Origin of the sequence: Lacticaseibacillus styriensis (genome assembly GCF_030770295.1) — a bacterium.
Taxonomy (GTDB): Bacteria; Bacillota; Bacilli; order Lactobacillales; family Lactobacillaceae; genus Lacticaseibacillus; species Lacticaseibacillus casei.
Map to the genome: position 1 here is coordinate 2,444,227 of NZ_CP132483.1, position 13,745 is coordinate 2,457,971.

Consider the following 13,745-nt stretch of genomic DNA (forward strand, 5'->3'; position numbering starts at 1 on the left):
TCAGCGTTGAATGTCATCGCTCGACCATCATTCGCATACGGCTCATCTCTTTAATCTATTAATCAGATTCGTCCCGGCTATAAGGATGAACAGAACGAGTAAAAGCCAATAGTAACGATCGATTAATGAAACCCGCGGCAATACTTTTAAATCACTTAACATTAACCACATAGTTGCGGTTAAAAACACGGCCCAAACCAGAACAATGCTAACTGTTCTTATTTTCATAGAAATTCTCCGTTAATTGCGATTGACGATACTCCTACTTAAAAGCCCCAAACTGTGAACCCATGCAGTACAACGAGATCCTCTCGAATCAAATTAGTAGGCTAGCTTCCCTACACACAACATACAACTTAATGCATACTTTTAGGTTCTCAAATTTTAAACGTTGAAATTTGCCGTTTTTTCGTTGCCTTCTTTTCTAAAGGCGTCAAAAGACGACGAAAAAAGTGCTTTTCATTGCGTTTACTTTGTGAGTACGCTAGTCTTCTGAAATTTTCACGCCAAATCCATCTTCACTAACATCCAATCAGCCTTCCCCATTCAACCGGTTACCGCCATAGGCTCTCTTCGATCCCTAATCATATTAAGATTCACCTTTCTTTGAAACTTCGGCCTTGCACTAACTTCAAGCATAGGCAAGCGTTAATAAATAACTACACCAATCTAATGGAGGCTATTTTATGGTTAAAATAGTTCTAAATACATGCTCATTTTTATTTTGTGTGTTATTATATTTACTGGGTAGAGGCAATGGCCAATCGTTAAATGTTGTAAGCATATTTTTGATCAGTAAGTCTTTGTCCCCTTTTAAAAATTTATTTCAAGGGTCTTAAAACGCTAATTCCGTCTTTGCTATAGTATTCGAATAGCTGCGCTTAATGAATACGGTTTTTAACACCCCAGACCAATGCTTAATTATAAAGTCTCATTATGCCCAACGAACCTCCATGTTAACCGTAGTCGTTATTAATAAATAGTTTAGCAGTATGTTCCATAAGGTTACTTCCGGATTAAGCTAACAACCGTTGTGTTCGCTGGAGGATTGCATATGTTGCAGAGTCAAAACGTACTTCATATTTACATTCTCGAAGATGATCCTGATTATCTTACATTTTTGTATAAGATGTTACAGCGTCGCATTTCATTTGAGGAATGGCCCGCCAAAATTGAGCTTGCCACCACATCACCAAATGAATTAATTTCAAATATTGATCAGCGGATTGCAAACGATAGTATATTTTTTCTCGGCTTTGGGTTCACAAATTCATCGAAGGATGGTGTTGATGTTGCACTTGCCATTAGAAAGAAATCACTATATGCAGATATCATCTTCGTTACCGGTCACACTGAGCAAGCATTGACGATTCTATCGCATAAGATTGCTCCATTGGATCTGATCACCAAGGACAGTTCGATCCCTGTAGATTCACTCGTTCAAGACAATGTTGAATATTCCCTTAAACGCCTTAGAGCCCGAAAGCTAATGTCCCCGAGGTTATTTAGTTATAGCATGGATTCAAGCGTCTTCTCGTTTCCATTGAATGAAATAATTTATATACAAACAATCCCAGAAAAATCAAGCATGTTAGAGTTCCACGTAAAAAGTGAGTCCGTACCTTTCTCTGGTAACCTTAAGGATTTGACTTTAAAATATCCTACGTTGTTTCGTTGTCACAAAAGCATTCTTCTCAATCCCTTACATGTCATCAGTGTAAACACCTCAGAACGATTTGCTTACATGGACAACCACGACAAAGTTGAAGTTAGTTTCAGGAAAATGGTCGCTCTTCGTCAGATGTTGCGATAATCCATAGTATTTTCGGACACGTCAATCAATATTACTTCGTCAACTCCACCGTGTTATGTACCAATATCCTTGATCACTCAAACACCGACACCCTTTAAGTCAAGACTATTTTAAAACTTCTATTCACTTGCATCAAAGAACTTATAAATCCACAAAAACAGAGAAATTTCACAGTCAATTACGCAATTATCTTGCGACTATGAAACTTCTCTTATTCATTTGGCACAATGGTGAAGCAACTTTTTCCAAAAAAATACGTTTCAGAAAAGATTAGCAAAAAGTAGCATAACCCACCATTGCTCCACCCCAATATCCAACTGGTCCGCCAGCGCTTCCTAATAAAGCGCTCCCGATCGTTCCCGCATAACATTTAACCCAATTCTTTCCACCCATAATGTTCGCCATTTCTTCGGTATTCATCTCTACAAATAACTCATTCATATTAATTTCTCCTCTTCTTTAGTCGTCGATAAGTGATGATTTCTGCATAAATAACCAAAAGCAATCCAGTAATTATTAGAATGCCGTTTGCTGATAGAATTTGATTAGCATAGAACAACTTGCCAAGAGTGACAAATCCTATCAATAGAAGCAAATTTAGGGGTAAAAGTTGTCTATACTCTTTAGGAATCATATCAATTTGCATAGCTCATCGATATTCCTTTTAAATATTGAAGATCAGCTAGAGTTGTTGCTGATCCGACAAACTCCTTTTCTGCAACCCCATCTATAAGCAATTCAAAAGTTGGAGTACCGTAAAAATGAATCTGGTTATTTAAGATGTTTAACATCACTGCTTCTTTGGAACCTTCAAAATCATTTAAACTAGTGTCCAAATCAATATAATAGATCGGACGATCCATTTGAGGGATAAAGTCTTTGAGAACCTTAGAAAACTCCCGACAATATGGACATTCTTTGTAACCTATAAACAGATAGAAGCTTGCTTTTGATTTTAATAATTCAATCAACTTCCAACCGTCAATTTTGACGACACCCTGGATATTTGACACATATTGAGTCTCAGTAACATCTGTTTCAAACTGCTTTTCCAAAACATCTGTTTGACCCACATTACTAGCATCAACAACATTAGGTTTCATTATTGTCGTCAAGAGTGTCATGGAGAGAATGAAAGCCACGAAACCTGTTATACATTTTGGGCATTTCACTTCATGAGTCATACATTCACCACCTTTCTGTGTCTTCATAATACCGTGAAAACAGAGCGATGAATTAAAAAGATTTAAACGTATGATTTTAACCATTTAACGTCAAATCGAGGCCAAAATAAGCTTTGATTCTTGCAAATCTTTCCTAATAAGAAACATTTTTCCCGTGGATCATCTAATAAAGACCACTCGTTTCAAATCTCAGGTAAAGCTCGAAGGAACATATTGTGTTGACGGCTCAACCTTATTTCTGACTCAAAAATTTGTAGAGATGCCCATTCACAACTTTATTCCGCTGATGCAACTGACTATGCTGCGCCCGATATCGTATTTCATGTTCCGCGTATTCTTTGACTCGATCAGCCACAAGGTACCTTAGTGATTTGGCCGAGCCAATTGGTACTCGGCCATCGGAGCCGTCACCAAGATTGCCAAAGAGATTGAGCACCTTGACCGTTTTTGGGAAAAACTGGCGGTTGCGGTAAAAATCGGCGTACTGCTTCGACATCTTTTGAAGCTGCCCCTTCGAATTTTTGGTAACTGTCTTACCGCTATTGGCTCCCATTCCCGGAATGGCATTAAACGGGCCACCAACGGCCGCAAATTTTTTCAAACTTGGCATACCCGTCTTATTCGCTTGCGACGTCCAGTATGTCCATCCCAGCGAACCGGCAGAATGGCCAACCGCGTTAAAATACCTGACACCATAACGAGTCTTCAGTTGTTTGAGAATTTTGCCGAGTGCAGAGGCATCTTCCGGATTGCCACTTTCAAAAACGACCGCAATTAACGGATGCTTCACGTTTGGCCGCCATTTTCCCTTAACCGCCAACCTGCCATCCCTCTTAATCAGGTAATAAAGCACTTCCTGAAAGCCGGCATACTGACTAAGCCCGTCAATCATTCCTTTTTCCGAGGCATAGCTGCCGCCAAAACCATGGACAAATAAAGTCGGCACTTGATTGGTCTTACCTATTTGACCTTGTGCGACTGAAGCTTGGCGATTTATTTGAAGTCCAAACCAACCAGCCGTCATCATGAAAAAAACCAGTGCGATTTTAGCGAAAAACTTCATGGGCTTACTCCTTGTCTTTTTAGGCAATGGGGTTAACTACTTGGACTACCATTGTATCATGCAACGTTTTTTCTTTTAATTATTTTGCCTCGTCCGCTGATAAAGCACCATCTTTCCTGAAACTCGACTTCTAAGCGATTCATCAGATTCCGTCTAAACAGTCTTCATTGAAAATAGATTTACCATCCTCAATTTCTAAATTTGCCATAAGATCGAAAAAGCCACTTCATCCAAACGCAACATGTACGGGGGTTTGAATAAAGTGGCTATTTGTAACGACTTTTTTCAACCAAACGTGATCTGAGCCCATAGCCAGATCAGCGAGTTTGGCCGATCGCGCTCTAACATTTCATGCCGATACTAATGGCCGCCCCAAACAATCGGCATGGCACCTAATCCCGCCGCCAGCGCCTGTTTTCGATAACGGGCGGCGTCAGCCTCGCTTATGGCGACATCTTTCTTAATGAAGTTGAAAATGTCCACCAGCTCTTTTGGCATCGTATGATGAATGAGATAATACTTTGAAATATCGTGGGACAACTGGGTCACCGCAGTCACATAAGCTTTGTCATCATCGCCTTCATCAAGTTTCTTGGCATTGATTTTGATTAGCGCCTGTAAATCTGCCTGTGCTTTGATCGTTGGACTCGAATAAGCCTTGCTTAACAAGTCTAATAAGGTTTCACGTTTGTCTGGCATCTTGCACTTCCTCCCGAAAATTAGCTTGAGTAGTTTCACTTTTCTAAAATCTTGTGTGCTTTTCAAGTACTCATAGGATGCGCCGAGAGATTAATGATTGCAAGTGCAAACTCGGCGCTCTTAGGCAGGCGCAAAACATTAACTTTTTAAACGCGGCAAAACCTCCTTTTTTCGTCGTCATTTTGCATTTTAAAGACCTCACACGACGAAAATTGCCAAATTACCTACGTTAAACTTTTTTGATTCCTGAAGTCATGCTGTCATCGTATACTGGGTGTAAAGAAGTCTGGAGGAACTTTCAAATGATCATAACTTCAGATATGGTACTAAGAGTGATTACATGGATCAGCGCCATTTCCTTGGTGCTGTATATCGTTGCTGCCGCGTTCAAATGGCTGCCTTCATCTGATTTTGTCGTCCCGATGCTATTGTTATCAGCCCTGATTTCATATTTTGCCTCATCAATCGATGAAGAATGAAAAGATCAACGCATAGCTTTTTGCCGCGTAAGAATTGATGTACGGTTGCAAATTTCCATTTTGCTAAGGGATTCCAACGAACCAAAAAGTCCGACAAGATTTTGACATTTAGTCAAATTTTGTCGGGCTTTTTAACGAGCCACGTAAAATTAAAATACTTCAGTTGCGTGCCCTTAACACGCTAGCTGAGGCTTACGGCAAATCATTGCCTGCCGCAAAGTAAATGTTGTACCACTCTTGCCGCGTCAGCGTGATGTCCGCGCCAGCTGCACTTTCCTTAATATGCTCAGGATTCATGGAGCCGAGGATAACCTGGACACCAACCGGATGGCGTAAGAGCCAGGCAACGGCGATGGCATTTTTATTGGTGTGGTAGTGGTCGGCGACTTTTTGCAGTTCATCGTTCAGATCCTTAAACTTCGGGCTGTCGATGAAGGTGCCTTCGAACATTCCGTATTGGAACGGTGACCATGCCTGCAATGTCATCTGTTTGCGCTGGAGATAAGGCAACAGACTGCCATCATGGTCGATGGACCGGTCGTCTTCCATGTTCGTGTGCATGCCTGCATTGACCATGCCAGTATGAGCGACCGAGAATTGCACTTGATCGATTAACAGATGCTGGTGAATGCCGCTTTGTAGTAAGGCAATTTGCTCGGGATTGAAGTTTGAAACGCCGAAGTGGCGAACTTTGCCGCTTTGCTGCAACTCGTCAAATGCCGCCGCGACATCGTTCACTTCCATTAATGGATCCGGCCGGTGCAATAACACTGAATCGAGATAGTCGATTTGCAGGCGCTCCAAGATCTTATCAACTGCGCCCAGCAAGTGTTCCTTTGAAAAGTCATAGCGCCGTCCAAAAACAAGACTGCCGTGTGAACGATCTGGGTCAACCACGATACCGATCTTCGACTGAATATAGAGTTGATCGCGGGTAACACCGGATTGCTTCAAGGCTTCACCGAAAACTTCTTCCGACTTGCCTTGACCATAAATATCCGCGGAATCAATAAAGTTAATGCCGTCATTATACGCACTGTCTAAAACGATCGCAGCTTTTTCCGGCGAAAGTACATTCATGCGCATGATCCCCAGTGCCACGCTTGAAGCCTGCCAGTTAGAACCGCCTAATCGCACTTGTTTCATGTCTTAAAAACCCCTTTCAATGCAAACTTAACCATCGTGATATCATCTATCACAACCGTAACCGCCTCTAGTTTAGCCCCTAAAGTCCACTTGAGGTCAAGCCATTATTAGAATTTCAATATAACGACTTGTCATCATCTTTTTCGCGCGGTAATTTAAATATATAGTCACTTATTTTTTATCAGCAAAAGTCCCTTATTAGGAGGTCAATTTTCATGACTGTTAAAGATAAAGTCGTTGTTATTACCGGTGCATCCAGCGGCATTGGTGCCGCGACCACGCAAGTATTGGCGCAAGCCGGTGCCAAATTGGTGATTGGGGCACGGCGCACGGAGCGGCTCGCCGAATTGGCTAAGCCTTTTGGCGATCAGGTTCGTTATCAAGCAACCGATGTCACCGATCAGCAACAAGTTAAAGCCTTAGTTGATTTGGCCATTAACACCTTCGGCCACGTTGATGTGCTGTATAACAACGCCGGCCTCATGCCGCTGTCGGAACTTTCTGAGTTGAAGGTCAACGAATGGGAGCGGATGATCGACGTCAACATCAAAGGCGTCCTTTACGGGATCGCCGCCGTCTTGCCACATATGATCGCTCAGCATAGCGGGCAGATTATTACGACTGATTCGGTTGCCGGCCACATCGTTCATCCCGGCACCGCAGTTTATTCCGGAACCAAGTGGGCCATTCAGGCAATTATGGATGGCTTGCGGCAAGAACAGGCTGCCAACCATATCAAAACCACGATGATCTCGCCAGGCGCTGTTAATACCGAGCTGTTCAGCACCATCAGTGATCCTAAACGGCGCGAAGCAGTTGAGTCCGATGAAAAGAATAACGGCCTCAGTGCAACCGATGTCGCCAATGCGGTTTTGTACGCCATCGATCAGCCGGCCAACGTTGCCGTTAACGAGGTTCTGATGCGCCCAGTTACCCAACAGCGTTAACCCGTACCCTTGTCTTTTGCAAAAGGAGCTTTAAATGTCAGAGTATTCTTTTTTGAAACCATTCACTTTTAAACATCAAGCAATCCAGTTGAAAAATCGGATTGTGATCCCACCGATGACCACGCGCCTTTCGTTTGAAGATGGCACGGTCACCAGTGATGAAATTCGCTACTACCAAGAACGCGCTGGCGGTGTGGGGCTTTTTATTACCGGAACCGCCAACGTTAATCCGCTGGGTAAAGGCTTTGAAGGCGAATTAAGCGTTGCGGACGATCGGTTCATTCCCGGTCTCAGTAAACTGGCGGCTGCCATGAAAACCGGTGGCACCAAGGCGGTTCTGCAGATTTTCAGTGCCGGCCGCATGAGCAGCAGCAAGATTTTGCGCGGCGAGCAACCGGTCAGCGCCAGTGCCGTCGCCGCCCCACGTCCCGGTTATGAAACGCCGCGCGCACTCACGACTGCCGAGATCGAAGCAACGATTCATGATTTTGGTCAGGCGGTGCGGCGCGCGATTCTCGCCGGATTTGATGGCGTGGAATTGCATGGTGCCAACACGTATCTGATTCAGCAATTCTTTTCCCCGCACTCTAACCGGCGAACCGATGAATGGGGCGGCAATCGGGACAAGCGGATGCGCTTCCCGCTGGCTGTTGTTCATGAAGCCGAAAAAGTGATTGCGGCAACCGCTGATCGGCGATTTTTGCTGGGCTACCGGATTTCACCCGAGGAATTGGAAGAGCCGGGCATTACGTTGGATGATACGCTCGCCCTTATTGACGCCTTGAAAACCACCAAGATTGATTATCTGCATGTTTCGCAATCCGACGTCTGGCGAACTTCGCTGCGGCAACCGAATAACCCGGCGATTGTGAACGAAGTCATTCGGGATCATGTTGCCGGTGCCTTCCCGATCATCGTGGTCGGCGATGTCAAAACGCCTGCCGATGCCGAAAAAGCTGCGCAGGCATTTGATCTTGTCGCTATCGGCCACGAGCTGATCCGCGAGCCACACTGGATTCAAAAAGTGTTAGCCCACGACGAAAAGGCGATCCGTTACCAGATCGCCCCTGAAGATCTCGATGAGTTAGGGATTGCTCCGACTTTCCTTGACTTCATCGAAAGTATTTCCGGCGGCGCCAAGGGTGTTCCTTTGACGACCGCACTAGCTGACGACCACTAAGCCGTTGCAATTTAAAATTTAAGTTCGTCATGCGAGTCGAGCCGTAATAGCTCGGCTTTTTTCTTGTTGTATTCGTCTTGCGTAATCGCCCCAGTGTCGAGCAGGTCCTTATACGCTTTCAGCTTAGCGATCGTCGCCTGCTCATCTGCTTGTTCCTGGGCCGTTTTGGCTGCCTGGGCCGCCGCTTCCTGCTGCTTGCGGTGGTAGTACAAGTAAAGCGCGATGCCCAAGGCAACAATGGCCAAAACAATATACCAAAATTGAATCAGAATGGCGATGACGACCAGAATGGCAAAAAGGCCTGCGCAACCCATTTTTTGATTTTTCATATTGTCCTCCATATGTGCCGCTAGTAATCGTTGCAATCGTCCTGACGCGTGTCAGATGCCGGTCATTTTAGCAGGATCCACCCAAGCATCGAACTGGTCGCTAGTGACATAGCCGGATTTAAGCGCGGCGGCTTTGAGGTCGGTTCCTTCACGTTCAGCTAGCTGCGCAATTTCAGCGCTTTTTTCATACCCAATGTGCGGCGTGAGGGCCGTTACTGTCATCAGCGAGTGCGCCACCAGTGCTTTCATTCGTGGCGCATTCACGGCTAGCTGATCTACCAGCTTGGTCGTAAAACTCGTCACGGTTTGGGTGAGTAGCGTGGTTGATTCAAGGAAGGTACTGATGATCACCGGTTTATAAACATTCAGTTCGAAGTTGCCTTGGGAAGCCGCGACGGCAATGGTGGTGTCGTTGCCCAACACGCGCACAGCCGCCATGGTCAACGCCTCAGCCTGGGTTGGATTCACCTTGCCTGGCATGATCGAGCTGCCTGGTTCATTGGCCGGAATGGTCAGCTCCCCATAGCCTGCACGCGGACCACTGGCCAGAAACCGAATGTCGTTAGCAATTTTTAAAAGATCAGCAGCCAAAGTTCTGATGCCGCCATGAACCAGACTGATTTCGGAATGCGCCGCCAAAGCCGCAAACTTATTGGTCTGCGCCGTCAACGGCAACCCATAAACATCGCTCAACCGGCCAGCAACAATTCGCCCGAAGTTTGGCGCTGCATTTAGTCCCGTTCCCACCGCCGTGCCGCCAATGGCTAATCGAAAAAGTGCTGGCTGCAGTTGCTTGATTGCCGCCTGATCGTGGTCCAGCATGGCCGCCCATCCGCTGACTTCCTGGCCAAACGTCATTGGCGTTGCATCTTGCAGGTGGGTGCGACCGATTTTAACCGTTTTGGCATATGTTTCGGCCTTTGTTTGTAGAGCTGCGTGTAATTCGGCCACTGCCTTCAACAATTCATCCACAGCCAAGGCTGCCGTGATGTTCATGGCCGTTGGAAAGGTATCGTTGGAACTTTGGCTGTGGTTCACATCGTCGTTAGGCAAAATCGGCAAATCAGGATTGAGTTTCGCCGCCTGATGACTGACGACCTCATTCACATTCATATTCGTCTGCGTGCCGGAACCGGTTTGGTAAACGTGCAACGGAAAGTCCTGGCGTAACTGGCTATCCGGCAAGGCCAGTAGCGTATCCACCGCGCGGGTAATGAGTTGACCCTTAGGCGCAGGCAAAACGTCGGCTGCCACATTGGCGCGCGCTGCCGCTTTTTTGATCTGCAGCAACGCTTTGATCACCGCCAGCGGCATCAGCGGACCCGCTTGAAAATTGTGCCGGCTACGCTCGGTTTGCGGCCCCCACAAAGCAGTCTCCGGAATTTCAACTGGTCCTAGTGTATCTGATTCGGTGCGTGTTTTTGTCATCCTTGCCTCCGTCTGCATTGGCCACCATGCCTGTCGCGCGATTGATAGTCCTATTTTACACGATCCGCCAACCAAGCGAACCCTAGTAAGCAAAAAAGTACGCCGCAGAAGATGATTTTTCCAGAACTTCGGCGTACTTTTCTAAATAATTTCAGTGTAATAGTGTCGCAACGAGCTGGGCGGCATCTTTTTTCAATTCAACGGAAGACGAGGATAAAACCGACAAATAATAATGAAGCGGATCAGCTTGCGGCGTTGGCATTCCAGCGTGCAACCAGCGACTGACCAGGGCTGGGTCGGTTGACCAGGTTTGGATGCTGACCAAGCGGCGATCAGGATAATTCGGCGTTGAACCCGCAATTTTGAGCGCTAATTCGGCTTTCAACAAGCGGTCATAAGCTGATTGCGAAACGGCGTACATGAGTGGCTGGTCGCTGCCAAATGTTGCGGCTTGCAGCATGACTACACCTTCTGTATGAAGCGGAAAGTTCTTGCGATCAACGCCGCTAAGCTTCAATAATTCGGCAAACGTGCCAGCATCATAGGTTCGGCTGGCCCGCACCGGTGACGCCATGATGCCGTTAAATTGCTTGAAAATCTGCCAAGGCGTTTGCGCTAAGTGGTAGTGCTTGTGAGTTTGCTGTTGATCCGAAAGCAACGCCCCACAAGCCTGAAGTTCCCACCGCGCTCTTTTTAAGGTCGTACGATTTTTGATCCCTGTCAGTGGCGCAAAGGTGGCAAAGAAATCCTTGCCACCGCGAAAAATCGTGCGCTGTTCGTGACTACTTTCCACATCGAGATGATCAGCATACATCAACCCAATCAGCAAATCCGTTGCGTGTTGCGACAACATGGCTGTCTCCTCGTCAGTTTCAACATCATTCCCTAATTCTTTCGATGATTCCATTCCATCCCCACTTTCATCATGCATCATCCAAAAAAGCCGCCCTGATCATGTTGAGCTGATCAAGGCGGCTTTTTGGATATACAACAATGCTTAACAACTATCTCAACTATCTTTTGATGTCACCGTGTCAACTCACCCGATTAGAATTCGGAGTGTGCGGAGCTTGGACGGGATGGCCGGGCTTTAACCATGATGACCAAGTTCCGTTATCGGGTCAGTCAAGTACGTTCATGCGAAGGGACTTGGGTTCGCGTATGTTCCAATCCGAGAATAGCAAATAGCCACGGATCGTAACCTACTGACTCTTCAATTCCATCGCAACTCATCACCAAAGATGCAACGAGATTATTGTACGTCATTACTTGCTTTCGCCTCTTTTGCATCGGCTACAGCTTCCAGATGCGCTTCGTAGCGCTTGTTACCTTTATAGAGATCCCAGACAGTCCAGGCTAGCAAAGCAAGCACCGCAACAATTAACGCATACGCGATGTCGTTCGCAATGGCAGTTTGTGCAGCCGTTGGATGGTCCCCGAAGAACCCGGCGATTGAATCTGGTAGGCCTTTAAGGTTCAGATAGGTCAAGCCGAGAACGGAGATCCAGCCAAGCACTTTGACCCAGCCGGTGTTCTTAAACCGATCTCCCATTTCGACCTTACTATTGGTAAACATTAACAGTGGCAACATTGAGAACGGTAGCGCGAAGGCCAAGAAGACCTGCGAGTTATTCATCAATGTATTGAGTGCCTCATGTTGCTGAATCGGTGTTTCTCTGGCAGTCAACATAACGCAGACAATAACCGGAATGACGGAGATAATCCGGGTAACCAGACGGCGTGCCCACAACGGCATCTTCATGTGAATGAAGCCTTCCATGATAACCTGCCCAGTTAACGTACCGGTAATGGTTGAATTTTGACCTGATGCCAACAGTGCAACCGCAAACAGGATGGACAAAATACCGGACTTGGCAACGGCAATCAGAACCCCATTGCTAAGGGTTGAGGAATCTGACAATGCTTCAAACAAACCGAAGAAGGAAGGATCTTTAACCGCACCGCTCTTGAAGACCGCAACCCCCATGACCAGCAGCAAGCAGTTAACAACGAACGCAAATGATAACTGGATATTGGAATCCCATGCGGAGAACTTAACCGCTTGGGCCACATCATCTGGGTCGTGGTGATCGATTTTCCGTGTCTGGGAAATCGCGCTGTGCAGGTATAGGTTATGCGGCATAACCGTCGCACCAATGATTCCCAACGCCCCTTGAATTGGACTCATGCCATTCACTGAAGGTGAGTTGGCAAAAGTTTCGCTTGTCGGAATGAAACCTTTTAACAATGCCCCCATGTTCGGATCCGATAAGGCAACTTGATAGATGAACACGAACAGGATGACAAGAATAAGTGCAACAACAATGGCTTCGATTTTGCGGAACCCAATCTTGGTCAGTAACAGTAATACCAAGACATCGAGCACCGTAATCAGCACCGAAATGACTAGCGGAATGTGGAACAAAAGATAAAGCGCGATGGCGGCACCGATAACTTCGGCAATATCAGTCGCCATGATCGCTAACTCTGTCAGAATCCATAAGACAATCCCTAATGTCTTCGAAGTTCTTGCCCGAATCGCCTGGGCAAGATCCATTTGACTCACAATGCCAAGTTTAGCTGCCATGTATTGCAGCAACATCGCAATCAAACTTGACATTAGGATAACGGAAATCAATAGGTACTGAAAGTTTTGTCCCCCGGTAATGGAAGTGGACCAATTACCTGGATCCATGTAACCAACGGCAACCAGCGCCCCTGGCCCGGAATAAGCAAATAGAGTGCGCCAAAAGCCTTTCCCGTGCGGTACCTCGACAGTACCGTTAATTTCTTCCAATGATGGCCCATTCGCGTATTGGATGAGCTTCATGGAATGTTTCTTCTTGTGATCATCACTCACAATATGTCTCCCCCTCTTGAAGTCGCTTGCTGGTGCAGGAGATTGCGCCGGTAAGTGCTTTTTGTAGACGCGTTCACTGGCGTAGAAACCTCCATGTAAGGACCTTGACCGCGATGGCCTAAGCCCCGGGTCATTGCGGTTGAGGGCACTTACACTCCAGCTTCTAACCGCGCCAGTTCACGCTCTCTTCTTTAAAACGCGTTCACGAGCCCAGAAACCTCCGTGTAAGGACCTTTGGCTTAAATGGCCAAAGCCCAGCCATTTAAGCCAAAGGCCACTTACACTCCGGTTTCTAACCGGGCTGGTTCACGCTCTGAAAAAAGTTAAGTCCCTGGGGAACAAGGCCTTTTAGGTCTCCCTAACTTAATCCTCTAATAGAATATGCCTTGAAGCTGATATCGTCAACCGTTTCATGAAAATAATTTGTATTTTCAGTGAACAAATTGTGATTAGTTAATTTAATAATGCTGCCTCAAGAATGCCGATTTATGGGCATTCCACGGCTTTTCCTTGCCCAGCTTGCTTTCAGAAAACTTTTTTCAATTTCACCGTGACCTTTTTTTAAAACTTGGAGAATGTGAAAATTTTCCTGCGTATTAAATCAGTTATACAAATTT

The 13,745-nt window shown here is 46.0% G+C and carries 13 protein-coding genes; 4 read left to right on the forward strand and 9 right to left on the reverse strand.

The features are described 5' to 3' along the window. Positions 1-1,054 precede the first annotated feature (1,054 nt). On the forward strand, positions 1,055-1,813 hold the full coding sequence (locus tag LACSTY_RS11540; protein WP_162494871.1) for a response regulator transcription factor: 759 nt from the start codon (positions 1,055-1,057) through the stop codon (positions 1,811-1,813). A 270-nt stretch (positions 1,814-2,083) separates the two neighbouring features. On the opposite strand, the gene LACSTY_RS11545 is transcribed toward LACSTY_RS11540, so the two are convergent. From LACSTY_RS11545 to LACSTY_RS11560, 4 genes are all read right to left on the reverse strand, one after another. Beyond that, a complete protein-coding gene (locus tag LACSTY_RS11545) occupies positions 2,084-2,254 on the reverse strand; it encodes a bacteriocin class II family protein (protein WP_049171943.1) in 171 nt (56 codons plus the stop codon). Between the two features lie 194 nt (positions 2,255-2,448). Next, positions 2,449-2,997 (reverse strand): PedC/BrcD family bacteriocin maturation disulfide isomerase, encoded by a 549-nt coding sequence (locus LACSTY_RS11550; RefSeq protein WP_087912756.1) that lies wholly within the window; start codon positions 2,995-2,997, stop codon positions 2,449-2,451. A gap of 232 nt (positions 2,998-3,229) precedes the next feature. Further along, complete coding sequence (locus tag LACSTY_RS11555; protein ID WP_087912757.1) at positions 3,230-4,060, reverse strand: alpha/beta hydrolase; 831 nt, start codon at positions 4,058-4,060, stop codon at positions 3,230-3,232. 360 nt (positions 4,061-4,420) lie between these two features. Beyond that, positions 4,421-4,759, reverse strand: a complete 339-nt coding sequence (locus tag LACSTY_RS11560) for a bacteriocin immunity family protein (RefSeq protein WP_087912758.1) — start codon at positions 4,757-4,759, stop codon at positions 4,421-4,423. A gap of 302 nt (positions 4,760-5,061) precedes the next feature. Here LACSTY_RS11560 and LACSTY_RS11565 point away from each other — a divergent pair, with 302 nt between their 5' ends. Further along, on the forward strand, positions 5,062-5,238 hold the full coding sequence (locus tag LACSTY_RS11565) for a hypothetical protein (protein ID WP_087912759.1): 177 nt from the start codon (positions 5,062-5,064) through the stop codon (positions 5,236-5,238). A 192-nt stretch (positions 5,239-5,430) separates the two neighbouring features. On the opposite strand, the gene LACSTY_RS11570 is transcribed toward LACSTY_RS11565, so the two are convergent. Further along, the gene (locus LACSTY_RS11570; RefSeq protein ID WP_087912760.1) at positions 5,431-6,384 is read right to left on the reverse strand and encodes an aldo/keto reductase; all 954 of its coding nucleotides are present in this window, start codon (positions 6,382-6,384) and stop codon (positions 5,431-5,433) included. 215 nt (positions 6,385-6,599) lie between these two features. On the opposite strand from LACSTY_RS11570, the gene LACSTY_RS11575 reads away from it, so the two are divergent. Continuing rightward, positions 6,600-7,331 carry an SDR family oxidoreductase gene (locus LACSTY_RS11575; protein WP_047105472.1) on the forward strand — a complete coding sequence of 244 codons (732 nt, stop codon included), beginning with the start codon at positions 6,600-6,602 and terminating at the stop codon, positions 7,329-7,331. 34 nt (positions 7,332-7,365) lie between these two features. Beyond that, positions 7,366-8,511 carry an NADH-dependent flavin oxidoreductase gene (locus LACSTY_RS11580; RefSeq protein ID WP_087912761.1) on the forward strand — a complete coding sequence of 382 codons (1,146 nt, stop codon included), beginning with the start codon at positions 7,366-7,368 and terminating at the stop codon, positions 8,509-8,511. 11 nt (positions 8,512-8,522) lie between these two features. Here the strand turns inward: LACSTY_RS11580 and LACSTY_RS11585 are convergent, their stop codons facing one another. The 4 genes from LACSTY_RS11585 to LACSTY_RS11600 form a co-directional block, all read right to left on the reverse strand. Further along, a complete protein-coding gene (locus LACSTY_RS11585; RefSeq protein WP_087912762.1) occupies positions 8,523-8,840 on the reverse strand; it encodes an SHOCT domain-containing protein in 318 nt (105 codons plus the stop codon). A 51-nt stretch (positions 8,841-8,891) separates the two neighbouring features. Further along, positions 8,892-10,268: a class II fumarate hydratase gene (locus LACSTY_RS11590; protein WP_087912763.1), complete on the reverse strand. Its 1,377-nt coding sequence runs from the start codon at positions 10,266-10,268 to the stop codon at positions 8,892-8,894. A 151-nt stretch (positions 10,269-10,419) separates the two neighbouring features. Further along, positions 10,420-11,175, reverse strand: coding sequence for a hypothetical protein (locus LACSTY_RS11595; protein ID WP_087913297.1), 756 nt, complete (start codon positions 11,173-11,175; stop codon positions 10,420-10,422). A 345-nt stretch (positions 11,176-11,520) separates the two neighbouring features. Then, on the reverse strand, positions 11,521-13,128 hold the full coding sequence (locus LACSTY_RS11600) for an Nramp family divalent metal transporter (protein ID WP_087912764.1): 1,608 nt from the start codon (positions 13,126-13,128) through the stop codon (positions 11,521-11,523). Positions 13,129-13,745: the final 617 nt, after the last annotated feature.

Coding starts and splice junctions, on each gene's coding strand:
- LACSTY_RS11585 (WP_087912762.1), bottom strand. CDS start 8,840: ATGAAAAATCAAAAAATGGGTTGCGCAGGCCTTTTTGCCATTCTGGTC.
- LACSTY_RS11590 (WP_087912763.1), bottom strand. CDS start 10,268: ATGACAAAAACACGCACCGAATCAGATACACTAGGACCAGTTGAAATT.
- LACSTY_RS11545 (WP_049171943.1), bottom strand. CDS start 2,254: ATGAATGAGTTATTTGTAGAGATGAATACCGAAGAAATGGCGAACATT.
- LACSTY_RS11565 (WP_087912759.1), top strand. CDS start 5,062: ATGATCATAACTTCAGATATGGTACTAAGAGTGATTACATGGATCAGC.
- LACSTY_RS11580 (WP_087912761.1), top strand. CDS start 7,366: ATGTCAGAGTATTCTTTTTTGAAACCATTCACTTTTAAACATCAAGCA.
- LACSTY_RS11570 (WP_087912760.1), bottom strand. CDS start 6,384: ATGAAACAAGTGCGATTAGGCGGTTCTAACTGGCAGGCTTCAAGCGTG.
- LACSTY_RS11595 (WP_087913297.1), bottom strand. CDS start 11,175: ATGGAATCATCGAAAGAATTAGGGAATGATGTTGAAACTGACGAGGAG.
- LACSTY_RS11540 (WP_162494871.1), top strand. CDS start 1,055: ATGTTGCAGAGTCAAAACGTACTTCATATTTACATTCTCGAAGATGAT.
- LACSTY_RS11560 (WP_087912758.1), bottom strand. CDS start 4,759: ATGCCAGACAAACGTGAAACCTTATTAGACTTGTTAAGCAAGGCTTAT.
- LACSTY_RS11555 (WP_087912757.1), bottom strand. CDS start 4,060: ATGAAGTTTTTCGCTAAAATCGCACTGGTTTTTTTCATGATGACGGCT.
- LACSTY_RS11550 (WP_087912756.1), bottom strand. CDS start 2,997: ATGACTCATGAAGTGAAATGCCCAAAATGTATAACAGGTTTCGTGGCT.
- LACSTY_RS11575 (WP_047105472.1), top strand. CDS start 6,600: ATGACTGTTAAAGATAAAGTCGTTGTTATTACCGGTGCATCCAGCGGC.